Origin of the sequence: Pseudomonas vancouverensis (assembly GCF_004348895.1) — a bacterium.
Taxonomy (GTDB): domain Bacteria; phylum Pseudomonadota; class Gammaproteobacteria; order Pseudomonadales; family Pseudomonadaceae; genus Aquipseudomonas; species Aquipseudomonas vancouverensis.
In genome coordinates, this window is the sequence record NZ_RRZK01000028.1 from 250,647 (window position 1) to 272,506 (window position 21,860).

General features: G+C 60.4%; 25 protein-coding genes. 17 read left to right on the forward strand and 8 right to left on the reverse strand.

Annotation, left to right across the window (positions count from 1 at the left end; translation table 11 throughout):
• The first annotated feature begins 63 nt into the window (after positions 1 to 63).
• Positions 64 to 342, forward strand: coding sequence for a DUF3509 domain-containing protein (locus EIY72_RS20215; protein WP_093217296.1), 279 nt, complete (start codon positions 64 to 66; stop codon positions 340 to 342).
• Positions 343 to 459: 117 nt separating this feature from the next.
• Here EIY72_RS20215 and mtnC read toward each other — a convergent pair whose 3' ends face one another.
• Genes mtnC through aroC form a run of 5 tightly spaced genes read right to left on the reverse strand, consistent with a single transcriptional unit; the run spans position 460 to position 4,608 of the window.
• Positions 460 to 1,143, reverse strand: a complete 684-nt coding sequence (gene mtnC, locus EIY72_RS20220) for an acireductone synthase (RefSeq protein ID WP_093217291.1) — start codon at positions 1,141 to 1,143, stop codon at positions 460 to 462.
• A gap of 4 nt (positions 1,144 to 1,147) precedes the next feature.
• Positions 1,148 to 1,693, reverse strand: a complete 546-nt coding sequence (locus EIY72_RS20225) for a 1,2-dihydroxy-3-keto-5-methylthiopentene dioxygenase (protein ID WP_093217286.1) — start codon at positions 1,691 to 1,693, stop codon at positions 1,148 to 1,150.
• A 20-nt stretch (positions 1,694 to 1,713) separates the two neighbouring features.
• Positions 1,714 to 2,340, reverse strand: coding sequence for a methylthioribulose 1-phosphate dehydratase (locus EIY72_RS20230; RefSeq protein WP_093217281.1), 627 nt, complete (start codon positions 2,338 to 2,340; stop codon positions 1,714 to 1,716).
• Positions 2,337 to 3,488 carry an MFS transporter gene (locus EIY72_RS20235; protein ID WP_093217276.1) on the reverse strand — a complete coding sequence of 384 codons (1,152 nt, stop codon included), beginning with the start codon at positions 3,486 to 3,488 and terminating at the stop codon, positions 2,337 to 2,339. The genes EIY72_RS20230 and EIY72_RS20235 overlap by 4 nt, the downstream gene beginning before the upstream one ends.
• A gap of 28 nt (positions 3,489 to 3,516) precedes the next feature.
• On the reverse strand, positions 3,517 to 4,608 hold the full coding sequence (gene aroC, locus EIY72_RS20240; protein ID WP_093217271.1) for a chorismate synthase: 1,092 nt from the start codon (positions 4,606 to 4,608) through the stop codon (positions 3,517 to 3,519).
• An 84-nt stretch (positions 4,609 to 4,692) separates the two neighbouring features.
• Between aroC and EIY72_RS20245 the strand changes: the two genes are divergently transcribed.
• Positions 4,693 to 5,691 (forward strand): alpha/beta hydrolase, encoded by a 999-nt coding sequence (locus tag EIY72_RS20245; protein WP_093217266.1) that lies wholly within the window; start codon positions 4,693 to 4,695, stop codon positions 5,689 to 5,691.
• Between the two features lie 98 nt (positions 5,692 to 5,789).
• Complete coding sequence (locus tag EIY72_RS20250; RefSeq protein WP_093217260.1) at positions 5,790 to 6,581, forward strand: hypothetical protein; 792 nt, start codon at positions 5,790 to 5,792, stop codon at positions 6,579 to 6,581.
• A gap of 142 nt (positions 6,582 to 6,723) precedes the next feature.
• Here the strand turns inward: EIY72_RS20250 and prmB are convergent, their stop codons facing one another.
• On the reverse strand, positions 6,724 to 7,632 hold the full coding sequence (prmB, locus tag EIY72_RS20255) for a 50S ribosomal protein L3 N(5)-glutamine methyltransferase (protein WP_093217250.1): 909 nt from the start codon (positions 7,630 to 7,632) through the stop codon (positions 6,724 to 6,726).
• Between the two features lie 239 nt (positions 7,633 to 7,871).
• Between prmB and EIY72_RS20260 the strand changes: the two genes are divergently transcribed.
• The 5 genes from EIY72_RS20260 to EIY72_RS20280 all read left to right on the forward strand — a co-directional run bounded on the left by EIY72_RS20260 (position 7,872) and on the right by EIY72_RS20280 (position 10,647).
• Positions 7,872 to 8,462, forward strand: a complete 591-nt coding sequence (locus tag EIY72_RS20260) for a cysteine hydrolase family protein (protein ID WP_093217245.1) — start codon at positions 7,872 to 7,874, stop codon at positions 8,460 to 8,462.
• 131 nt (positions 8,463 to 8,593) lie between these two features.
• A complete protein-coding gene (locus EIY72_RS20265) occupies positions 8,594 to 8,914 on the forward strand; it encodes a hypothetical protein (protein ID WP_093217240.1) in 321 nt (106 codons plus the stop codon).
• Positions 8,915 to 8,990: 76 nt separating this feature from the next.
• Entirely contained in the window at positions 8,991 to 9,548 is a 558-nt protein-coding gene (locus tag EIY72_RS20270) for a Smr/MutS family protein (RefSeq protein WP_093217235.1), read from the forward strand.
• Positions 9,549 to 9,625: 77 nt separating this feature from the next.
• Positions 9,626 to 10,171, forward strand: a complete 546-nt coding sequence (gene folE / locus EIY72_RS20275) for a GTP cyclohydrolase I FolE (protein ID WP_003204506.1) — start codon at positions 9,626 to 9,628, stop codon at positions 10,169 to 10,171.
• A 104-nt stretch (positions 10,172 to 10,275) separates the two neighbouring features.
• Complete coding sequence (locus EIY72_RS20280) at positions 10,276 to 10,647, forward strand: glutathione S-transferase N-terminal domain-containing protein (RefSeq protein ID WP_093230358.1); 372 nt, start codon at positions 10,276 to 10,278, stop codon at positions 10,645 to 10,647.
• Between the two features lie 94 nt (positions 10,648 to 10,741).
• On the opposite strand, the gene EIY72_RS20285 is transcribed toward EIY72_RS20280, so the two are convergent.
• Positions 10,742 to 11,908, reverse strand: coding sequence for an aminotransferase-like domain-containing protein (locus EIY72_RS20285; RefSeq protein WP_093217231.1), 1,167 nt, complete (start codon positions 11,906 to 11,908; stop codon positions 10,742 to 10,744).
• 82 nt (positions 11,909 to 11,990) lie between these two features.
• On the opposite strand from EIY72_RS20285, the gene EIY72_RS20290 reads away from it, so the two are divergent.
• The 3 genes from EIY72_RS20290 (at position 11,991) to EIY72_RS20300 (ending at position 14,759) form a co-directional block, all read left to right on the forward strand.
• Positions 11,991 to 12,434 carry a MarR family winged helix-turn-helix transcriptional regulator gene (locus EIY72_RS20290; RefSeq protein WP_093217227.1) on the forward strand — a complete coding sequence of 148 codons (444 nt, stop codon included), beginning with the start codon at positions 11,991 to 11,993 and terminating at the stop codon, positions 12,432 to 12,434.
• Between the two features lie 279 nt (positions 12,435 to 12,713).
• Entirely contained in the window at positions 12,714 to 14,063 is a 1,350-nt protein-coding gene (locus EIY72_RS20295) for an NCS2 family permease (protein ID WP_093217223.1), read from the forward strand.
• A gap of 69 nt (positions 14,064 to 14,132) precedes the next feature.
• Entirely contained in the window at positions 14,133 to 14,759 is a 627-nt protein-coding gene (locus EIY72_RS20300; protein ID WP_093217218.1) for a LysE family translocator, read from the forward strand.
• 267 nt (positions 14,760 to 15,026) lie between these two features.
• Here EIY72_RS20300 and uraH read toward each other — a convergent pair whose 3' ends face one another.
• On the reverse strand, positions 15,027 to 15,380 hold the full coding sequence (gene uraH, locus EIY72_RS20305; protein ID WP_093217213.1) for a hydroxyisourate hydrolase: 354 nt from the start codon (positions 15,378 to 15,380) through the stop codon (positions 15,027 to 15,029).
• Positions 15,381 to 15,816: 436 nt separating this feature from the next.
• Here uraH and puuE point away from each other — a divergent pair, with 436 nt between their 5' ends.
• From puuE to EIY72_RS20335, 6 genes are all read left to right on the forward strand, one after another.
• A complete protein-coding gene (gene puuE / locus EIY72_RS20310; RefSeq protein WP_093217208.1) occupies positions 15,817 to 16,743 on the forward strand; it encodes an allantoinase PuuE in 927 nt (308 codons plus the stop codon).
• The gene (uraD, locus tag EIY72_RS20315; RefSeq protein ID WP_093217205.1) at positions 16,740 to 17,255 is read left to right on the forward strand and encodes a 2-oxo-4-hydroxy-4-carboxy-5-ureidoimidazoline decarboxylase; all 516 of its coding nucleotides are present in this window, start codon (positions 16,740 to 16,742) and stop codon (positions 17,253 to 17,255) included. Before puuE ends, uraD begins: the two co-directional genes overlap by 4 nt.
• Before the next feature lie 89 nt (positions 17,256 to 17,344).
• Positions 17,345 to 18,340 carry an allantoicase gene (gene alc, locus EIY72_RS20320; protein ID WP_093217201.1) on the forward strand — a complete coding sequence of 332 codons (996 nt, stop codon included), beginning with the start codon at positions 17,345 to 17,347 and terminating at the stop codon, positions 18,338 to 18,340.
• A gap of 75 nt (positions 18,341 to 18,415) precedes the next feature.
• Entirely contained in the window at positions 18,416 to 18,919 is a 504-nt protein-coding gene (locus tag EIY72_RS20325) for an ureidoglycolate lyase (protein ID WP_093217197.1), read from the forward strand.
• A gap of 50 nt (positions 18,920 to 18,969) precedes the next feature.
• A complete protein-coding gene (locus EIY72_RS20330; RefSeq protein WP_093217192.1) occupies positions 18,970 to 20,259 on the forward strand; it encodes a urate hydroxylase PuuD in 1,290 nt (429 codons plus the stop codon).
• Positions 20,260 to 20,462: 203 nt separating this feature from the next.
• Entirely contained in the window at positions 20,463 to 21,821 is a 1,359-nt protein-coding gene (locus tag EIY72_RS20335; protein WP_093217187.1) for a nucleobase:cation symporter-2 family protein, read from the forward strand.
• Positions 21,822 to 21,860: the final 39 nt, after the last annotated feature.

Here is a 21,860-nt window from a genome sequence, read left to right on the forward strand (position 1 = left end):
TGGCACAATCACTGCACTCTACTTCGCATGCTTGCCATTCATAAGCTTACGGAGCTGATCGACATGAGCCTGATCCAGGAAAAATTTTCGTCCCTGTTCTCCAACTTCGACGTGGTTACCCAGGCCCGTCCGGACGGCGGTATTTTGCTGACCCTGCGCGGCGGCGAAGGCAAGGTGTTCAAACGCTCGATTTCCTATCAGCAATTGCACAACGGCGACCAGCTGTCGTGGGTCATCAGTGCGATTCGCCGTGACCTTGCCGAACAGGCCAGCGAACTGCCACAGATCTCCATGCTGCAAAGCCAGCAACGGTTTGCCCTGCCGACCTATCATTCGCTGTAACCACCAACAAACTGTGGGAGCGAGCTTGCTCGCGATAGAGATCCGTCGTTCAACGTTGCGTTGACTGACACTTCGCTATCGCGAGCATGCTCGCTCCCACAGGTTTTGCAGTGCGATTTAAAAACTCGACGGATCTATCCGCGCAAAACTGTCCACGGTGACATGCCCTACCAGTTCCCCGCCTTCACGGGCCAGCCCGCAGGTGGCCATCCCTGCTGTACGCGCTGCGTCCAGCTCTTCGACGATGTCTGACAGGAACAGGATCTGCGCCGCTTCAAACTTGATCGCCTGAGTGATGTTGGCGTAGGACTGCGCCTCGCGCTTGGGGCCCGATGTAGTGTCGAAGTAACCGCTAAACAAGGGCGTGAGATCCCCGGCCTCCGAGCAGCCGAAAATCAGTTTCTGCGCCTGAACCGAGCCCGAGGAATACACAAACAGCTGATAACCGTCCTGATGCCAGCGCTTGAGGGCCTCAACGGCATCCGGGTAAACATGACCTTTCAGCTGTCCGGCCTGATAACCCTGCTCCCAGACCATGCCTTGCAAGGCTTTCAACGGCGTCGCCTTGCGATCTTCGGCAATCCAGCCGAGTAAAATCGCGATCGCGCGCTCAACATCGGCGTCTGGCTCGTTGCTGTCACGACGCACGGCGGCCAGTTGTGCGGCCACGTCGACGCGTTGGGCATTTTCGCGCACGAAGTCCGGCAGGTGTTTGGCCGCATAAGGGAACAGCACGTCGAACACAAAACTCACCGCGCTGGTGGTGCCTTCGATGTCGGTGAGAATCGCTTTGATCGGCATCGAATCAGTCCTCGAGACGCGGGAATTGGTCGGCAATGTCTTCACCGGTGAAATTCGCCACCCAGCCTTCCGGATTATTGAACAGGCGAATGGCGATGAAATGCGGATGTTCGCCCATGTCGAACCAGTGCTTGGTGCCGGCGGGCACCGAAATCAGATCGTTCTTCTCGCACAGCACCGCGTAGACGTAATCGTCGATGTGCAGGGTAAACAAGCCACGACCGGCAACGAAAAATCGTACTTCGTCTTCACCGTGACGGTGTTCATTGAGGAACTTGGCGCGCAATTCGGCTTTTTGCGGGTGATCGCTGTTGAGGCTGATCACGTCGACCGTGATGTAGCCACGCTCGGTCATCAGTTGGTCGATTTGTGCCTGGTAAGCGTTGATCACTTCTTCCTGGGTGGCGCCCGGTTGCAGCTTCGTTGCGGCTTGCCAGCGGTCGAAACGCACGCCCTGCTCGGCCAGGGTCGAGGCGATGTCTTCGAAATGGGTCAGCACCTTGTTGGGAATCTCGGGGCTGGAGACGTGATAGACGGACAGGCTGCTCATCAGGGCAACTCCTTAACGGTTCATGCTTGATGGTTCAGGAGCGAGCGGGTCTTCAGCTCGCACTCGAACAAGAATTCAAAGGCTTCGATCTGCCGCAGGGCATCGCTCATGCGCGCGCCCCAGGTGTAGAGACCATGACCGCGAATCAGGTAGCCGACGCAGTCAGGGTGCGCGTCCAACCAAGGCTGCACCTTGGCGGCCAGGCGCGCAATGTCCTGGTCGTTGTCGAAAATCGGCACCCGCACCCGCGACTCGTGGGTCGACACGCCGGTGAAGGCTTTCTGCAACTCGTAGTCTTCGAAGTCGATATGGTCCTGTGGCGTCAGGCGCGACAGCACCGTGGCGTTCACCGAATGGGTGTGCAGCACCGCGCCGATGTCCCCACGCCAGCTGTACAGCTGAGTGTGTAACAGCGTTTCGGCGGACGGTTTCTTGCCTGGCTCCAGGCTGTTGCCGGACAGGTCGGTGGCCAGCACGTCGTCCAGGCCCAGTTGGCCCTTGTGTTTGCCGGAGACAGTCAGCAACGCCTCCGTAGGCGACAGTCGGGTTGAATAGTTGCTGCTGGTGGCTGGCGACCAGCCACGGCCATACAGAAAACGTCCGGCGTCGACGATTTCCTGGGCGAGTTGTTCACGGGTAAGGCTCATGGCCTGTCCTCTTGCATACATGTGGCAATGATAACCGCCGCCGCGACGGCCGCGAGGCTGGCAATACTAAAGGTCAATGCGGCGCCGAGGGCGTTCCAGCTGTAACCGGCATACAGCGCACCCAACGCACCACCGGTACCGGCCAACGCGGCATATAGCGCCTGGCCCTGGCCCTGCTGGCGGGCGCCGAAACTACGTTGCACGAACTGGATGGCAGCAGCGTGAAAGCTGCCGAAGGTCGCCGCGTGCAGCACCTGGGCAAACAACAGCACCCAGAGAAACTCGGCGAACGAGCCAAGCAACAGCCATCGCAACGCCGCCAACAGGAAGCTGGCCATCAACACCCGGCGCAACGAAAAACGCGCGAGGATCCGGCTCATGGCCAGGAACATCAGGACCTCGGCGACCACGCCGACGGCCCAGAGCATGCCGATCACGCCGCGGCTGTAGCCCAATCGCTCAAGGTGCAACGTCAAAAAGGTGTAATACGGCCCGTGGCTCATCTGCATCAGCGCCACACAGCCGTAAAACGCCAGTACACCGGGGCTGCGCAATTGCTTGAGGAACCCCTCGCCCGCCACCCGATTGCCCGACGGCGGTTGCGCATTCGGCACCCACAGGCTGCTCAGCACGATACCGGCCATGATCAGCACCAGCGCCGCCGGATAGATATCGAGGCTTAGCCACTCGAACAGACGGCCGAGTGCAACCACCGTAATGATGAAACCGATGGAGCCCCACAGGCGAATCTGGCTGTAGCGCGAAGTCTGGCCCTGCAGGTGCGCCAGGGTGATGACCTCGAACTGCGGCAACACCGCGTGCCAGAAGAACGCGTGCAAGGCCATGACCATCGCCAGCCAGGCGTAGGTCTTGCTGACGAAAATCAGTGAAAAGGTCAGCAGGGTGCAGACGGCGCCAAAGCGCACGATGGCCAACCGCCGGCCGCTGTAATCACCCAGCCAGCCCCAGATGTTCGGCGCCACGCAGCGCATCAGCATCGGGATCGCCACCAGCTCGCCAATCCGCGCCGGGCTGAAACCCAGGTGATTGAAGTACAGCGCCAGGAACGGCGCTGTCGAACCGAGCAAGGCGAAATAGAACAGATAGAAACTGGAGAGCCGCCAGTACGGCAGCGCCGCCGCAGCCATCAGACTGCAGCGACTGGCAGGTCAACCATTAAAGCTGACCCAGCACCGGGGTGCTCACGCGCACATCGGCGTTCTGACCACGGTGGCGCAGCAGGTGATCCATCAACACAATCGCCATCATCGCTTCGGCGATAGGCGTGGCGCGGATGCCCACGCACGGGTCGTGACGGCCCTTGGTGATCACGTCCACCGGGTTGCCGTGGATGTCGATGGAACGGCCCGGGGTGGTGATGCTCGACGTCGGCTTGAGCGCCAGGTGCGCGACAATCGGCTGACCGGAAGAAATGCCACCGAGGATGCCGCCAGCGTTATTGCTGAGGAAACCTTGCGGGGTCATTTCATCGCGATGCTCGGTACCGCGCTGGGCGACGCAGGCGAAACCGGCGCCGATTTCCACACCCTTGACCGCATTGATGCTCATCAGCGCATGGGCCAATTCGGCGTCCAGGCGATCGAAAATCGGCTCGCCCAGGCCGGGCATCACGCCTTCGGCAACCACGGTGATTTTCGCGCCGACCGAATCCTGGTCACGGCGCAACTGGTCCATGTAGGCTTCCAGTTCCGGCACTTTGTCCGGGTCGGGGCTGAAGAACGCGTTCTGCTCCACCGAATCCCAGGTCTTGAACGGAATTTCAATCGGGCCGAGCTGGCTCATGTAGCCACGAATGACGATGCCCTGGCTGGCCAGGTATTTTTTCGCGATGGCCCCGGCCGCGACACGCATCGCGGTTTCGCGGGCCGAACTGCGACCGCCGCCACGGTAGTCACGCTCACCGTATTTGTGGTGATAGGTGTAGTCGGCGTGGGCCGGGCGGAACAGGTCCTTGATCGCCGAGTAGTCCTTGGACTTCTGGTCGGTGTTGCGAATCAACAGGCCGATGGCGCAGCCGGTGGTGCGGCCTTCGAACACGCCGGAGAGGATTTCGACCTCGTCGGCTTCCTGGCGCTGGGTGGTATGGCGGCTGGTGCCGGGCTTGCGGCGGTCCAGGTCACGCTGCAGATCCTCCAGGGAAATCTCCAGGCCCGGCGGGCAGCCATCGACAATGGCGACCAACGCCGGCCCATGGCTTTCGCCCGCGGTGGTGACAGTGAACAGCTTGCCGTAGGTATTGCCGGACATGCAGGACGCTCCGTGAAATCGAACCCAAATACATAATGCGCGCCAGTATACGCAGGCTACCGAAGTAGTTCATCCTCGAACCTTATGGGTGTTGGTGAGTCCAACCGGCATCCTGTTAATGATGGCGTGATGATGCTGCGAGTTCTAGCCTTGAGCCTTACCTTGATTTCCGGCTTCGCCCAGGCGACCGTTTTGCAACGCCCGATGACCCTGGACACCGGCACCGGCGAGCTTTTCGGCTCGTTGCTGTTGCCCAAGTCCGACGCCCCCGTGCCCGTTGTCCTGATCATTTCCGGGTCCGGCCCTACCGACCGTGACGGCAATAACCCCGATGGCGGACGCAACGACAGCCTCAAGCGCCTGGCCTGGGTGCTGGCCAAACACAACATCGCCAGCGTGCGCTATGACAAGCGCGGCGTGGCGGCCAGCCTGGCGGCGACCCCGGATGAACGCAACCTGACGCTGGAAGCCTATGTCGCCGACGCCGAGGCCTGGGGGCAAAAGCTCAAGGCCGATCCGCGCTTCGGCAAGCTGATTGTGCTCGGTCACAGTGAAGGCGCACTGATCGCCAGCCTCGCCGCACCTACCCTCGACGCGGCGGCGGTCATTTCGGTGTCCGGCAGCGCCCGACCGGTGGATCAGGTCATCCGCGAACAACTGAACAATCGCATGCCGTCGGCCTTGATCCCGCGCAGCGATCAATTGCTCGACAGCCTCAAGGCCGGGAAAACCGACGATGACGTGCCACCCGCGCTGCAAGCGATCTTCCGCCCGAGCGTGCAGCCCTACCTGATTTCTCTGTTCCGCCAGGACCCGGCCGCAGCGTTCGCCAGGCTGAAAATGCCGGCGCTTATCATTCAGGGCAGCAACGACATTCAGGTCGGCGTGAATGACGCCCGCCTGCTCAAGGCCGCCAAACCGGACGCCGAACTGGCGCTGATCGAGGGCATGAACCACGTCCTGCGCATCGTGCCGAACGACATCAAGCGCCAATTGGCCTCCTATAAAGACCCGCAATTGCCGCTGGCGGCGGAACTGGGCACGCGAATCCTCGGATTTATCGACGAAATTCGCGCCAGTTAAACGCGAACAACCCTCCAGTCCTGGGAAAACCGGCCGATAAGCCTTTGTCGCCAGCGTATCGGCTGGCGACAAGCAGAGCTTGGACAGGACTCGCCGCTATGACTGATACCCAGACCACACCCGACACCACCGCTGAAAAAGACGCACCGCCAGCGGTCGAGCTGCCTTGGGCGGACGTCAGCGTCGAGCACCACAAGATGCTCCGCCTGGCGCCCTTGCAGACGGACCGCAACACCGGTGGCCGGCCCCTGCGCTTTGTCGAATTCGGTTACGCCGAGCGTAATGACAAGCAGCGCAGCCTGATGCGCATGAGCATCACCCTGCCCGCCCAACGCGTGCGCAAGGAACAAAACCATCTGGATGTGTGGGTCGATCACGTTGAAAAACGCGTGCATTTCGGCCCGGACAGCGGCTTGCAGATTGAGCCGATGAACCGTGGTATTGGCCGCTTCATGGCCGCTCAGGGCATCAACTGGGCGAAAAAGCGCTGGCCGACCTACACGGTCGAAGGCAGCGACCTGAACAACAAGGACGCGCTTAACGAAGACACCCGCCTGCGCCGAGATCATTTTTTACGCGTGCACGGTTTTGACGTGGTGTATGCCGACGCCCAGCATTTGAAAGGCAGCGTCAAGGAAGTGAAGGTCGGCGATCTGTTGGGCGACTGGAACACCGAGAAATTGCAGGTCGTGGAAATTCTCGAGGCGGCGCAGATGCTTCAGCAGGCCGAACAGAACCTCGCCGAGCAGGAAGTCAAACTCAAGAAACACGAAGAGAAAGTCAGCAAGTACAAACGTGAAGACGCCGGTTTGCGTTTCACCATTACCTGCCTGGTGGCGTTTGCGGTGTTTCAGGCGGGATTGTTGATCTGGATTGCCACGCACCGATAAACGCGCAGGTGATCTTTGTGGCGAGGGAGCTTGCTCCCGCTGGACTGCGCAGCGGTCCCAAAGACTTTGCGGCTGCTGCGCAGCCGAGCGGGAGCAAGAAGCTCCCTCGCCACAAGAAGCTCCCTCCCCCAAGCGATTAGGGTCAGACGCGGGAAGCGAACAACGCCTGATGCTCACGGCACTGCTGGGCACTGAGCATGAACACACCGTGGCCGCCACGCTCGAAGTCCAGCCAGGCGAAATCGACTTCCGGGTACAACGCCTCGACGTGAACCTGGCTGTTACCCACCTCGACAATCAGCAAACCTTTCTCGGTCAGGTGATCCGCGGCTTCGGCCAACATGCGCCGTACCAGGTTCAGCCCGTCATCACCGCAAGCCAGGCCCAGTTCCGGTTCGTGCTGGTACTCGTCCGGCATGTCGGCAAAATCTTCGGCATCGACGTAAGGCGGGTTCGACACGATCAGGTCGAAACGCTGCCCGGGCAAACCGTCAAAACCATCGCCCTGCACCGTGTACACGCGCTCGTCGACGCCATGGCGTTCGATGTTCTGGTTGGCCACTTCCAGCGCTTCGAACGACAGGTCCGCCAGCACCACTTCGGCATTCTGGAACTCGTAGGCACAGGCGATACCGATGCAGCCGGAGCCGGTGCACAGGTCGAGGATTCGCGCGGGTTCGTTGGCCAGCCACGGCGTGAAACGGTTTTCGATCAGCTCGCCGATGGGCGAGCGCGGGATCAGCACACGCTCGTCGACGATGAACGACATGCCACAGAACCAGGCTTCACCCAGCAGGTAAGCGGTGGGCACGCGCTCATCGATACGACGCTTGAGCAACCGCTGCAGGTTGACCAACTCGTCGTCTTCCAACGCGCAGTCGAGGTAGCTGTCGGCAATTTCCCATGGTAAGTGCAGCGCCCCCAGCACCAGTTGCCGGGCTTCGTCCCAGGCGTTGTCGGTGCCATGGCCGAAAAACAGATCCTCCCCATGAAAGCGGCTGACGGCCCAACGGATATGGTCACGCAGGGTACGAAGGCGGGAAGTGATCACGACGGCAAACTCCAGAAAAATCGACGGGCGATTCTACCAGTCAATCGACGCCACGACGACGCAGGAAAACGACCGGGCCGTATGTAGGAGCGTTCCGTTTTTTTACCTGGCCATTGAACAAAACGCGATACTTGACAAGGCTACAGGCCAGCAACGACGGCCCCTGCGATCGTAGCGATTCACAGAACCGCTCAGCCAGAGGACAATGGCGCAAAAGCCCCACTCCAAGGAGCCCCAGAATGTCCGTTCCAAAAACGATGTTTCAACTCAGCGGCCGCGGTTATGCAGCAGCCAATCTGAGCCATGCGACGCTGGTCATCATCGATGCCCAGAAAGAATACCTCAGCGGCCCGCTGGCCCTGAGCGGCATGGACGACGCTGTCGCGAACATCAAACAAGTGCTCACTGCTGCCCGTGCCGCCGGCCGGCCGATCGTGCACGTACGTCACCTCGGCACCGTTGGTGGCCTGTTCGATCCGCAAGGTGAGCGTGGTGAGTTCATCCCGGGCCTTGAGCCTCTGGCCGACGAAACCATCATCGGCAAACTGTTGCCGAGCGCGTTCCACGGCACCGAACTGGCCAAGCGCCTGGAAGACCTCGGCGCCCTCGACCTGATCGTCTGCGGTTTCATGAGCCACTCCAGCGTCAGCACCACCGTGCGCGCCGCGAAAAACCTGGGTTTCCGCTGCACCCTGGTGGAAGACGCCTGCGCCACCCGCGACCTGCCTTACAAGGGCGGCGTACTCAGCGCCGAGCACGTGCAACAGACTGAAATGGCGATCATGGCGGACAACTTCGCCACCCTCGCGCTGACCCGCGAACTGATCTGATCGACGCTCAATGAGCGGTCTAGACCGCCGCTCATCCGCAAAAGCCTCTCATTCCCCGTAAATGTCATAGCCTCAGGAACATCCCGGTCAACTTCCGGTCGAAGGGCCGATACCCATTGAGGAAGGTCGGAATGAAGTTATCCGATGGTTTTGACGCTCGCCGCCTGCGGCCCAAAGGCCAAAGCAACTGGCGTTTTCGAATAGGCGCAGCATTCGCTGCGCTGCTGGCGATGTGTGGCGTGTTGCTCGCCATGGCCGGTGCCGCCAGCTTGCTGGGCCACGCACCCGCCCTTGGCGAACTGAACACCAATCGCGGCGGTGCGGCGGTGATTCTCGGCATCGGCCTGTTCGTGCTGTACCTCGGCATCTGGCTGTGGCGCCGCTGCCGTCGCCGTTCGCGTCAGTCCCGGGCACTGGCGATGTCCCCGCACCTGATGAAAAAACACGACTGAGTCCCTTGCCTCGCGCTTTGTTGCGCGCCCATTTGTGTCAAGTTGGGTAAACTGGCCGCCCTTCGCGGAGGCTGACATGCAAGACGACGATTTTTCCCTGTTCAAAAGCGCGATCCAAGGCGTCAAGCCGATCAAGCACGATCGCGCCGACACCGGCAAACCCAAGGCTGACCGCGCGCAGATCGCCAAGCTGCGCCAGGCCGCTACCGTGCGCACCGATGCCACCACCGTTGATGGTCTGTCCGATCAGTTCGTGATCGATGTCGGCCCGGAAGACGAGCTGATGTGGGCGCGCGACGGTGTTCAGGAAAGCCAGATGCGCAAGCTGAAGATCGGCCAGATCCCGTTCGAAGGCAGCCTCGACCTGCACGGCATGAACGTGGAAAAGGCCCGGGAAACCCTGTGGGCGTTCCTCGCTGAAGCCACCAAATTCGAAATCCGTTGCGTGCGCGTCACCCACGGCAAGGCTGTGCGCCTGGACGGCAAACGCCCGATGATCAAAAGCCACGTCAACACCTGGCTGCGCCAGCATCCGCAGGTCCTTGGCTTCACCTCCTGCCAGGCGAAACATGGCGGCGCCGGGGCGGTTTATGTGATGCTCAAACGCACCATGATGGAAGGCCGTGACGAGTAAAGCTGTTGCGTCACGCTTGCAGCGTCGTGTCCGCCACCGTACCCTTGCCCTTTGCGAAAAATCCCACAGGTAGTTTCATGTCCCTGGAACAGAATTACACCGCGATCCTTGGCCAATTGGGCGAGGACGTTTCCCGCGAGGGCCTGCTCGACACGCCAAAGCGTGCCGCCAAAGCCATGCAGTACCTCTGCCGTGGTTATGAACAGACGCTGGAAGAGGTCACCAACGGTGCCCTGTTCAGCTCTGACAACAGCGAAATGGTGCTGGTCAAGGACATCGAGTTGTACTCGTTGTGCGAACACCACCTGCTGCCGTTCATCGGCAAGGCCCACGTCGCCTACATCCCAAGCGGCAAAGTGCTGGGCCTGTCGAAAGTGGCGCGTATCGTCGACATGTACGCCCGTCGCCTGCAGATCCAGGAAAACCTCAGCCGCCAGATCGCCGACGCGGTCCAGCAGGTCACCGGCGCCCTGGGCGTTGCCGTGGTGATCGAGGCCAAGCACATGTGCATGATGATGCGCGGTGTGGAAAAGCAGAACTCGTCGATGATCACTTCGGTGATGCTCGGTGAGTTCCGTGAGAACGCCGCCACCCGCAGCGAATTCCTCAGCCTCATCAAGTAATTCGTTGCACGAAGAAAACCGGCATTCATCGCCGGTTTTTTTTCGTCCGCGAAAAATCAGGTAAGCTGCGCGCCCTTTCCCTTTTGCACCGTGAGGCTTTCAACGTGTTCGTAAAAGCGCTTCGTGTCGGCCTTGGCCAACTGATCATCTTCATCGACTTCATTACCCGCCCGGGCAAGAAAAAGCGCCCCGCCGCTGCCCAGGCCCAGGTCGAATCCGCCGCCAAGGGTCTGACCCTGTATCAATTCCACGCCTGCCCGTTCTGCGTGAAAACCCGTCGCACCCTGCGCCGCTTGAACGTACCGGTGGCGCTGAAGGATGCGAAAAACAACGAACAGGATCGCCAGACGTTGCTGGAGCAAGGTGGCAAGATCAAGGTGCCGTGCCTGCGCATTGAAGAGAATGGCCAGACCACCTGGATGTATGAATCCAAGGTGATCATTGATTACCTGGACAAGCGTTTCGCTGCGGTTTGATTTGCTTGTGGTGTGAAGGCTGGCGACGAGGCCAGCATCAACACTACAAATCCCGGACAAAAATAAACCGGCCCTTGCGCCGGTTTATTTGTTTTCAGGCCGCTTCTGCGGTCTGGGCTGCGCGCACCACCGTCGCCAATCGCTTGAGCCCTTCATCCAGGCGCGCCGGGTCGATATGGCTGAAATTCAGCCGCAGGTACCCAAGATTGTTGTCCGGCTCAGGAAAGAACGGCTCGCCCGGCATGAACGCCACGTCATTGGCCAAGGCCGCATCGAGCAGTTGGCGAGTGTCCTGAGGCTGCTTGAGCTTCAGCCAGAAAAACAAACCTCCCTGCGGAACGTTCCAATCCGCCAGATCGGCAAAATGCCTTTGCAACGCCGCCTGAAACGCATCTCGACGTCCCCGATAGAAATCGCGCAATGCACCGCGATGCTGCTGGTACTTTTCACTGCCGATCCATTGCAGCGCCTGCCACTGGCCCACACGATTGGTGTGCAGGTCCGCCGACTGCTTGAGCTTGAGCAAGTGCGGGAACAGGTCCGGACTGGCGATCAGGTAACCCACGCGCAACCCGGGCAGCAAGGTTTTCGACACGGTGCCGGTGTAGATCCAGCTGGCCTTGCGCAAACGGCTGACAATCGGCGTTGCACTGCCGCCGTCGAACGTCAGCTCGCGGTATGGCTCGTCTTCGATCAGGGTCACGCCAAATTCATCGAGCAATGCCGCGACCGCATCGCGTTTGGCTTCGCTGTAGCGCACCGCTGACGGGTTCTGGAACGTTGGAATCAGGTAAACGAACGCCGGGCGCTGTTGCTCCAGTTGCCCACGTAATTGCGCCAGGTTCGGACCGTCGGCCTCCAGCGGTACAGTCAGGCAATCGGCGCCGAACAACTGGAAGATCTGCAATGCGGCCAGATAGGTTGGCGCTTCAAGCAGGATCGGCGTGCCCTTGTCGATGTACAGCTTGGCCGCCAGATCGAGGGTCTGCTGTGAGCCGCTGACCACCAGCACCTGACTCGCCTCGCACGGCACACCCAATGCCCGCGCCTCGGCCGCCAGCGCCTCACGCAGTGCCGGCTCGCCTTCACTCATGCCGTACTGACCGATGGACACCGGCATCTCGGCCCAGTCGACCTTGGGCAACATGGCTTCGGCCGGCAAGCCGCCGGCAAACGACATCATCTGCGGACGCTGGGCGGCGGCAAGGATTTCACGGATCAGAGAACTTTTAAGGCGCGAGACACGTTCGGAAAAAGCCATGGGGATCACCGGTAGCGAGGCCAGAGGGAAATGAGTCAAACTTGTTGACCGAAATTACGACACCCCGAACGGATACGTCAACATGCTTGACCTTAAAAACCCGACTTCACAGCAACAGGCCATGGAGGCGTTTTTCTTCGGCTACCAGGCATTTACCGCCAAGGCTGACGAAATGCTCGAGCGCCGGGGCTTGAGCCGGGTGCATCAGCGCATCGTGTTTTTCATCGCCCGTTATCCGCACCTCAGTGTCAAGGAGCTGCTGGCCTTGCTCGGCGTCAGCAAGCAGGCGCTGAACATACCGTTGCGGCAATTGCTGGAAATGCATCTGGTCGAAAGCGTGGCGTCCGAGACGGACAAGCGTAAGCGCCTGCTCGAGTTGACAGCCGAAGGCGCGCGGTTTGAGCAGGCGTTGCGGCGTGAACAGGTGAAATTACTCGAGCGGGTGTTTGCCGAGGCTGGGGAGACGGCGGTGAATGGCTGGTTGGCGGTGAACCTGGCGCTAGGCGAAAACCAGCAAAAAATCTGAACGCTCAAAATCCCTTCGCGAGCAGGTTCGCGCCCACCGAGGCAACGCGGTCAAGCCTGCTTGCGAAGACGTCCGAACGGACGATATATCCCCTTCGCCAAAAAAATCGTCAACAAAACCAAAAACATTATTTGCTTTCTTTGTATACAAAAGCATAATCCACCTCGTGCGAGTTCCTGACCAAGCGGTCAACAAATTCGCAAGTGCCTCAAAGGACTGCTGCCACCCTCATGGGTCCGGTCCTGGAAATAACAATAAAACTCTTGAGGAGTACTCGCTGTGGAAAGCCGCAAATCCGAAGCATCGACGCTGGAACTGTCGCCACCCTTACGCAGTGGCTTGCTGGAACGTCTGTTTAAACTCAGCTTGCATGGCACCACGGTGAAGACCGAGCTTATTGCCGGTCTGACGACCTTCATCACCATGGCTTACATCATCTTCGTCAACCCCAACATCATGGCCGACGCCGGGATCGATCACGGTGCGGCCTTCGTCGCCACCTGCATCGCAGCGGCGCTCGGCTGCCTGCTGATGGGCCTGTACGCCAACTGGCCGGTCGGCCTGGCACCGGGCATGGGGCTGAATGCCTTCTTCACCTACACCGTGGTCGGCACCATGGGCTACAACTGGGAAACCGCGCTGGGTGCGGTGTTTGTCTCCGGTGTGTTGTTCATGATCCTGACCTTCTCGCGGATTCGCGAATGGTTGCTCAACAGCATCCCGGTCAGCCTGCGCTTCGCCATGGGCGCCGGTGTGGGTCTGTTCCTCGGGCTGATCGGCCTGAAAACCGCGGGCATCGTCGTTGATAGCCCGGCAACGCTGATCAAGCTCGGCTCCCTGCGCGAGCCTGGCCCACTGCTCGCCGCCATCTGCTTCCTGATGATTGCCATCCTCAGCTACCACAAGGTGTTCGGCGCGATCCTCATCAGCATCATCACCGTGACCCTCGCCGGTTGGGGCCTGGGCCTGGTCCACTACGAGGGCATCATGTCGGCACCGCCGAGCCTGGCGCCGACCTTCATGGCGATGAACGTCGCTGGCGTGTTCAACGTCAGCATGATCAGCGTGGTGCTGGCGTTCCTCTTCGTGCACATGTTCGACACCGCCGGCACGCTGATGGGCGTTGCCCAGCGCGCCAACCTGGTGGGTGCTGACGGCCGCATCGAAAACCTCTCCCGCGCGATGAAAGCCGACAGCGCTTCCAGCGTGTTCGGCGCGGTGGTCGGTGTGCCTCCAGTGACCAGCTACGTGGAAAGTGCCGCCGGCGTTGCCGCTGGTGGTCGTACCGGCCTGACTGCAGTGACTGTTGGCGTGCTGTTCGTTGCTGCCATGTTCTTCGCACCGCTGGCCGGTATGATCCCGGCTTATGCCACCGCTGGCGCACTGATCTATGTGGCCATGCTGATGATGGGCGGCATGGCTCACATCGAATGGGATGAAGCGACCGACAGCATCCCGGCGATCGTCACCGCGATCATGATGCCACTGACCTTCTCGGTCGCCGACGGTATCGCCCTGGGCTTCATCACCTATGTGGCGCTGAAGGCCGGTACCGGCAAGTACAAGGAAATTTCCGTGAGCCTGTGGGTGCTCTGCGCGATCTTCATCGCCAAGTTCATCTTCCTGTAAACACGCGGTAAACGCTTCGAAACAGCCTCACCCCGTCGGGTGAGGCTTTTGTGCAAATGGAGGAAAGTGATGAGTCTGGAAACCTGGCTGCTGTTCAGCGGCGCTGCGCTGATTGTGATCCTGATCCCGGGGCCACTGTCTTTGCTGATGATCAGCAACAGTCTGAATTACGGTTTGCGCCGCTCCTACCCGGCGTTTCTCGGCGGTGTGTCGGCGTCGATCTGCCTGCTCAGTGCTTCGGCGCTGGGCCTGGGCGCGTTGCTGCTGGCCTCGGAGCAATTGTTCAGCGCTTTGAAGATTCTCGGTGCGCTGTACCTGTTCTACCTCGCCTGGCAGAGCTGGCAACAATCGCGCCTGCCGTCCCAGGGTGCTGAAGTGCCTCAGGCGGCGCCTGTGCCACGTTTTCGTGCACTGTTCGGGCGCGCGTTCATGCTGGGGGCGAGTAACCCGAAGGACATCCTGTTCTTCGCCGCGTTCCTGCCGCAGTTCCTCAGCGCCGAGCAGGCGTTCCTGCCGCAGTTGCTGGTGATGATCGCCACCTGGACGGTGCTTGATCTGCTGTGCAAGCTGGCTTACGGCCTGGGCGCCCATGGCGCGGCGCGGTATCTGCGCAGTGGCAAGGGACAGAGCTGGTTCAACCGGATCAGTGCGGGATTGTTCAGCGGTGCGGGTGCTGCGTCGCTGCTGAGCCGCTAACAGCTGTAGAAACGAGCTTGTTCCGGGCGGTGATCCGACGATGATTTTCGGCGCGCCGCGTTGATCCAGAACGCACGCGTCATCGTTGACGTCCATCGCGAGCAAGCTCGCCCCCACAGGGGATTTGTGAACGCCGCAAATCTGGCGACGGCGCCAGACCAGGCAGCACATTTCCACAGACGAAAAAAAGCCCGCAGTGTGAGCGGGCGAAAGACCAAAGAAGCTATATGCGCAGTCGCTCCCAAGGTGAGGCAGCTGCTTGGGGGATCAGCTGCCGCGGTAGGTGGAATAGCTGTACGGCGAGATCAACAGTGGCACATGGTAGTGATCCTGCTCGGCGGAGATGCCGAAACGCAGCACCACCACATCCAGAAACGCCGGCTCCGGCAGCTTCACACCACGGGCGCGGTAGTAATCGCCGGCATGGAACTGAACCTGATAGACCCCGGTGCGGTAGTCATCGCCTTGCAGCAGCGGTGCATCGACACGGCCATCGCTGTTGGTGACGGCAGTGGTGACCAATTCCAGCTGCGAACCTTCAACGCGGTACAACTCGACCTTGATCGAGCTGCCCGGGCAACCGTGTGCTGCGTCCAAAACGTGTGTAGTCAAACGTCCCATTGATTCTGCGCGCCTGGCCGCCAAGGGCAGTCAGACTTCGCGCCTCCCGAAGTCAGTTGAAAAGGAGACCGTAGCGATTCGGAGCACGAAAAGCTGCGGCGAGCGACTGATTAAGACATTTTTAATAAATATTGTACACAATAAAAACGACATTTTTCGCTGCAGACACGCCCTCCCTGAATTTGTCGTTGATCTGGCGCCAACCCCTTGCAATCCATGAACCTTTCGTCGAATAGCTGACCAATCGGACAGTTTTCTTGCAGGCGCGCGTTAATCGCAGTAAAAGAAGACGGTCGGTGAAAAATGCGAAAATTCAGGCTTACAAAGTGAATATAAAGTTGTATACAATCAGCCCATCGCAGTGACGCCAGCCAGTCATTCAAAGTTCAGGCACGTCGCACCAACATCATCACCGAACACAAGAAGGAAGACTGCAGTGAGCGCTGACTACCCACGCGACCTGGTCGGTTACGGCAGTAACCCTCCGCACCCACACTGGCCGGGCAACGCCCGCATTGCCCTGTCGTTCGTACTCAATTACGAAGAAGGTGGCGAGCGCAACATTCTGCACGGCGACAAAGAATCCGAAGCCTTCCTCTCGGAAATGGTTTCCGCGCAGCCACTGCAAGGCGAGCGCAACATGAGCATGGAATCGCTCTACGAGTATGGCAGCCGTGCCGGCGTATGGCGGATTCTGAAATTGTTCAAGGAATTCGACATTCCGCTGACCATCTTCGCCGTGGCCATGGCCGCCCAGCGTCACCCGGACGTGATCCGCGCGATGGTCGATGCCGGCCACGAGATCTGCAGCCACGGCTACCGCTGGATCGACTACCAGTACATGGACGAAGCCCAGGAACGCGAGCACATGCTCGAAGCGATCCGCATCCTCACCGAAATCACCGGCGAACGCCCGCTGGGCTGGTACACCGGCCGCACCGGCCCGAACACCCGTCGCCTGGTAATGGAGGAAGGCGGTTTCCTCTACGACTGCGACACCTACGACGACGACCTGCCCTACTGGGAACCGAACAACCCGACCGGTAAACCGCACCTGGTGATCCCGTACACCCTGGACACCAACGACATGCGCTTCACCCAGGTCCAGGGTTTCAACAAGGGCGACGACTTCTTCGAATACCTCAAGGATGCGTTCGACGTGCTCTACGCCGAAGGCGCCGAAGCACCGAAGATGCTCTCGATCGGCCTGCACTGCCGTCTGATCGGCCGTCCGGCGCGTCTGGCTTCGCTCAAGCGCTTTATCGAATACGCTAAAAGTCATGAACAGGTGTGGTTCAGCCGCCGCGTCGACATCGCGCGCCACTGGCAGCAAACCCACCCGTACACAGGGGCTGCCAAATGAGCACCTTTCAAACCGTCAAACCGTCGACCCTGAGCCGCGACGCCTTCGTCAAAGCCTTCGCCGACATCTACGAACATTCGCCATGGGTGGCCGAAAAGGCCTTCGACCTGGGCCAGGACGCGTCGATCGACCAGATCGAAACCCTGCACCAGCGCATGAGCGACATCCTGTTGAGCGCCGATCACGCCAGTCAGCTGGCACTGATCAACGCTCACCCGGACCTGGCCGGCAAAGCCGCCGTCCAGGGCGAGTTGACCGAAGCCAGTACCAATGAACAGGCTGGCGCCGGTATTCACCAATGCACGGCCGAAGAGTTCCAGCGCTTCACCGAGCTGAACGACGCCTACAAGGCCAAGTTCAAGTTTCCCTTCATCATGGCGGTAAAAGGCAGCAACCGGCATCAGATCCTCGCAGCGTTCGAAACGCGCATCCACAACCCGGTCGATACCGAGTTCAAGTGCGCGCTGGCGGAGATCAACAAGATCGCCCTGTTCCGATTACTGACCCTATAGCAAGCCTGGCCGCAGCCGTTTCAAGAACGCCGAAACGGCCCAGGCCTTGCAAGCATCCCAAGCCACTTATTTAAAGGCAGACAAGAAGAATGAAAGCTTACGCCGTACCTTTCGAGAAGTTCGTCAACCTGGCCGATGCCCGCCTGGGCACCAAAATCATCTCGGTCACCGATGACTGGTTCGCAGACGCCAATCGTCTGTTCCAGCCGACCCCGGCCGTGTGGAAGGAGGGCGTGTTCGATGACAACGGCAAGTGGATGGACGGCTGGGAATCGCGCCGCAAGCGCTTCGAAGGCTTCGACAGCGCCGTGATCCGCCTGGGTGTACCGGGTTCGATCAAGGGCGTGGACATCGACACTTCATTCTTCACCGGTAACTTCCCGCCGTCGGCCTCCCTGGAAGCCTGCTACCTGGCTGAAGGCGAGCCGAACGAAAACACCCAGTGGGTTGAAGTACTGTCCGCCGTCGAGCTGCAAGGCAACAGCCACCACTACCACGAAATCAACAACGACCAGGCCTTCAGCCACCTGCGTTTCAACATCTACCCGGATGGCGGCGTGGCCCGTCTGCGCGTGTACGGCGTGCCGTTCCGTGACTGGTCCGCTGTGGGTGACAACGAGCAGGTCGACCTGGCTGCAGCCCTCAATGGTGGCCGTGCCCTCGCCTGCTCCGACGAACACTTCGGTCGCATGAGCAACATCCTCAACCCGGGCCGTGGCATCAACATGGGCGACGGCTGGGAAACCGCACGCCGTCGTACCCCTGGCAACGACTGGGTCATCGTCGCGCTGGGCCACCCGGGCGAGATCGAGAAAATCGTCGTCGACACCCTGCACTTCAAAGGCAACTACCCGGACAGCTGCTCGATCCAGGGCGCTTTCGTGAAGGGCGGTACCGACAGCCAGATCGAAACCCAGTCGCTGTTCTGGCGCGAACTGCTGCCGAGCCAGAAACTGGAAATGCACGCCGAACACACCTTCGCCGAGCAGATCAAGGCCCTGGGTCCGATCACCCACATCCGCCTGAACGTGTTCCCGGACGGTGGTGTGAGCCGCCTGCGCCTGTTTGGCAAGGTCGCTAAATAAGCGCTGAACCTGTGGCGAGGGAGCTTGCTCCCTCGCCACAACCAACAACACAGAATTTTGGATAAGAAGAACAGCATGCGCACATTAACGATTGAACCGCTGACCAAAGAAGCCTTCGCCCCTTTCGGTGACGTGATCGAAACCGACGGCAGCGATCACTTCATGATCAACAACGGTTCGACCATGCGCTTCCACAAACTGGCGACGGTTGAAACCGCCCAACCAGAGGACAACGCGATCATCAGCATCTTCCGCGCCGACGCGCAGGACATGCCGCTGACCGTCAGCATGCTGGAACGCCATCCGCTGGGCAGCCAGGCTTTCATTCCGCTGCTCGGCAACCCCTTTCTGATCGTGGTCGCGCCACTTGGCGATGAACCTGTATCAGGCTTGGTCCGCGCCTTCGTCACCAACGGCAGGCAGGGCATCAATTACCATCGCGGCGTCTGGCACCACCCGGTGCTGACGATCGAAAAGCGGGATGACTTCCTGGTGGTTGATCGCAGTGGCACAGGCAATAACTGCGATGAGCATTTTTTCAAAGAGGATGAGCGTTTGATCCTCGCCCCCCACCAATAAGAGAAGGTCTGATCACTCGACAACAGAGTGACAGGCGAGAGGTAAAGACTGTGGAAGCACATCTGTTGGAATGGCTGAACCTGAGCGTGCGCTGGGTTCACATGATTACTGGCGTGGCCTGGATCGGTGCGTCGTTCTACTTCGTCTGGCTGGAAAACAACCTCAATCGGGTCAACCCGAAAAGCGGTCTGGCCGGTGATTTGTGGGCAATCCATGGTGGCGGCATCTACCACCTGGAGAAATACAAACTGGCACCACCGACCATGCCGGACAACCTGCACTGGTTCAAATGGGAAGCCTACTTCACCTGGATGTCGGGTATCGCGCTGCTGTGCGTGGTGTTCTACTCCAACCCGACGCTCTACCTGCTGGCTCCGGGCAGCACCCTGAGCGGCCCTGAAGGCGTGGCCATCGGTATCGGCTCGCTGTTCCTGGGCTGGTTCATCTACTCCTTCCTGTGCGACTCGGCCCTGGGCAAACGCCCTGCCCTGCTCGGCGGCATCCTGTTCGTCCTGATCATCGGCGCGGCCTATGGCTTCAGCAAGGTGTTCAGCGGTCGTGGTGCGTACCTGCACGTCGGCGCGATCATCGGCACCATCATGGTCGGCAACGTGTTCCGCATCATCATGCCGGCGCAACGCGCACTGGTCGCGGCGATCGCCGAGAACCGCACGCCGGACCCGGCGCTGCCGGCCAAAGGCCTGCTGCGTTCGCGTCACAACAACTACTTCACCTTGCCGGTGCTGTTCATCATGATCAGCAACCACTTCCCGAGCACCTACGGCAGCCAGTACAACTGGTTGATCCTGGCCGGGATCGCGGTACTGGCGGTGTTGGTGCGTCACTACTTCAACACCCGTCATGACAGCCACAAGTTTGCCTGGACCCTGCCCGTGGCAGCGGTGGGCATGATCAGCCTGGCGTACGTCACCGGCCCGGCGCCGATGACCACCCCGGACGTGGCCAAGGCACCGGCGAAGATCGAGTACCAGCCTTTGCCTGAAACCGCATTGGGTGGTGGCGCCAAACCGGCCGAAGCCAAACCTGCAGAAGCACCGGCCCAGGCGTCCAACGCAGGTCCTGGTTTCGACAAGGTGCACAGCGTGATCCAGGAGCGTTGCGCGGTGTGCCACTCGGCCAAACCGACCAGCCCGCTGTTCAGCGCAGCCCCGGCCGGCGTGATGTTCGATACCCCCGAGCAGATTCGCCAGAACGCACCGCGCATTCAGGCGCAGGCCGTCACCAGCCAGATCATGCCACTGGGCAACATCACGCAGATGACCCAGCAGGAACGTGACCTGATCGGTGCCTGGATTGTTCAGGGAGCCCAGACCAACTGAGCAACACAAAAGCCCGTGTCTAGCGGGCTTTTGTGGCGAGGGAGCTTGCTCCCGCTGGAGTGCGTAGCGCTCCCGGTTCTTTTGAACAAAGAGCGGGGCCGCTTCGCGCCCCAACGGGACGGTGCGGCGATCCAACAAGCTCCCTCGCCACAGGTCAGCCTGATGTACAAAATCACAAGAATAAAAAAGATCCGAGGTGTTGCATGTCCGAGCTATCCGAAGCGCGCATCCCCGACGCACCCGCCATTCAGCGTTTGCCCCTCTTGCAACTGATCCTGGTCGGTCTGCAACATGTTTTGCTGATGTACGGTGGAGCCATCGCGGTGCCGCTGATCATCGGACAGGCCGCTGGCCTGAGTCGTGAAGAAATCGCCTTTCTGATCAACGCCGACCTGCTCGTGGCCGGCATCGCCACCATCGTCCAGTCACTCGGCATCGGCCCGGTGGGCATCCGGATGCCGGTGATGATGGGCGCCAGTTTCGCCGCTGTCGGCAGCATGGTCGCCATGGCCGGCATGCCTGGCATCGGCCTGCAAGGGATCTTCGGCGCCACCATCGCCGCCGGTTTCTTCGGCATGATCATTGCCCCGTTCATGTCCAAAGTCGTGCGCTTCTTCCCACCGCTGGTGACCGGCACGGTCATCACCTCGATCGGTCTGTCGCTGTTCCCCGTGGCCGTGAACTGGGCCGGCGGCGGTGCTGCTGCCGTGCAGTTCGGCTCACCGATCTACCTGAGCATCGCCGCATTGGTGCTGGGCACCATCTTGCTCGTGCATCGCTTCATGCGCGGTTTCTGGGTCAACATTTCCGTGCTCATCGGCATGTGCCTGGGCTACGTGCTCTGCGGCGTGATCGGCATGGTCGACCTCAGCGGCATGGACAGCGCGCCGTGGCTGCAATTCGTCACCCCGCTGCACTTCGGCATGCCGAAGTTCGAACTCGCGCCGATCCTGTCGATGTGCCTGGTGGTGGTGATCATTTTCGTCGAGTCCACCGGCATGTTCATCGCCCTGGGCAAAATCACCGGCCAGGACGTCTGCCCGCGAATGCTGCGCCGCGGCTTGCTGTGTGATGCCGCCGCGTCGTTCTTCGCCGGCTTCTTCAACACCTTCACCCACTCCTCTTTCGCCCAGAACATTGGCCTTGTGCAAATGACCGGCGTGCGCTGCCGCTCGGTGACCATCGTCGCCGGCGGGCTGCTGATCGTCTTGAGCATGCTGCCCAAGGCCGCGTTCCTCGTGGCATCGATTCCACCGGCCGTACTCGGCGGCGCCGCCATCGCGATGTTCGGCATGGTCGCAGCCACCGGCATCAAGATCCTGCAGGAAGCCGACATCGGTGACCGCCGCAACCAGCTGCTGGTGGCGGTGAGCATCGGCATGGGCCTGATCCCGGTGGTACGACCGGAGTTTTTCGCCCACCTGCCGGTATGGATGAGCCCGATCACCCACAGCGGCATTGCCATGGCCACTATCAGCGCGCTGGTCCTCAACCTGCTGTTCAACATCCTTGGCGGTGCCGAACGCGCGGCCATCAACGACTGTCAGGCGCACTCGCACTAACAGCGTTACCCCAGAACCTGCGGGAACGGGCTTGCCCGC

What these genes read in the sequence shown, in the direction of transcription:
- EIY72_RS20290 (WP_093217227.1), top strand. Translation starts at nt 11,991, where the DNA reads ATGCTTGACCTTAAAAACCCGACTTCACAGCAACAGGCCATGGAGGCG.
- alc (WP_093217201.1), top strand. Translation starts at nt 17,345, where the DNA reads ATGAAAGCTTACGCCGTACCTTTCGAGAAGTTCGTCAACCTGGCCGAT.
- EIY72_RS20265 (WP_093217240.1), top strand. Translation starts at nt 8,594, where the DNA reads ATGAAGTTATCCGATGGTTTTGACGCTCGCCGCCTGCGGCCCAAAGGC.
- uraD (WP_093217205.1), top strand. Translation starts at nt 16,740, where the DNA reads ATGAGCACCTTTCAAACCGTCAAACCGTCGACCCTGAGCCGCGACGCC.
- EIY72_RS20325 (WP_093217197.1), top strand. Translation starts at nt 18,416, where the DNA reads ATGCGCACATTAACGATTGAACCGCTGACCAAAGAAGCCTTCGCCCCT.
- mtnC (WP_093217291.1), bottom strand. Translation starts at nt 1,143, where the DNA reads ATGCCGATCAAAGCGATTCTCACCGACATCGAAGGCACCACCAGCGCG.
- EIY72_RS20270 (WP_093217235.1), top strand. Translation starts at nt 8,991, where the DNA reads ATGCAAGACGACGATTTTTCCCTGTTCAAAAGCGCGATCCAAGGCGTC.
- EIY72_RS20250 (WP_093217260.1), top strand. Translation starts at nt 5,790, where the DNA reads ATGACTGATACCCAGACCACACCCGACACCACCGCTGAAAAAGACGCA.
- aroC (WP_093217271.1), bottom strand. Translation starts at nt 4,608, where the DNA reads ATGTCCGGCAATACCTACGGCAAGCTGTTCACTGTCACCACCGCGGGC.
- EIY72_RS20335 (WP_093217187.1), top strand. Translation starts at nt 20,463, where the DNA reads ATGTCCGAGCTATCCGAAGCGCGCATCCCCGACGCACCCGCCATTCAG.
- EIY72_RS20245 (WP_093217266.1), top strand. Translation starts at nt 4,693, where the DNA reads ATGGGTGTTGGTGAGTCCAACCGGCATCCTGTTAATGATGGCGTGATG.
- EIY72_RS20215 (WP_093217296.1), top strand. Translation starts at nt 64, where the DNA reads ATGAGCCTGATCCAGGAAAAATTTTCGTCCCTGTTCTCCAACTTCGAC.
- EIY72_RS20300 (WP_093217218.1), top strand. Translation starts at nt 14,133, where the DNA reads ATGAGTCTGGAAACCTGGCTGCTGTTCAGCGGCGCTGCGCTGATTGTG.
- EIY72_RS20260 (WP_093217245.1), top strand. Translation starts at nt 7,872, where the DNA reads ATGTCCGTTCCAAAAACGATGTTTCAACTCAGCGGCCGCGGTTATGCA.
- folE (WP_003204506.1), top strand. Translation starts at nt 9,626, where the DNA reads ATGTCCCTGGAACAGAATTACACCGCGATCCTTGGCCAATTGGGCGAG.
- EIY72_RS20235 (WP_093217276.1), bottom strand. Translation starts at nt 3,488, where the DNA reads ATGGCTGCGGCGGCGCTGCCGTACTGGCGGCTCTCCAGTTTCTATCTG.
- uraH (WP_093217213.1), bottom strand. Translation starts at nt 15,380, where the DNA reads ATGGGACGTTTGACTACACACGTTTTGGACGCAGCACACGGTTGCCCG.
- EIY72_RS20285 (WP_093217231.1), bottom strand. Translation starts at nt 11,908, where the DNA reads ATGGCTTTTTCCGAACGTGTCTCGCGCCTTAAAAGTTCTCTGATCCGT.
- EIY72_RS20230 (WP_093217281.1), bottom strand. Translation starts at nt 2,340, where the DNA reads ATGAGCCTTACCCGTGAACAACTCGCCCAGGAAATCGTCGACGCCGGA.
- EIY72_RS20225 (WP_093217286.1), bottom strand. Translation starts at nt 1,693, where the DNA reads ATGAGCAGCCTGTCCGTCTATCACGTCTCCAGCCCCGAGATTCCCAAC.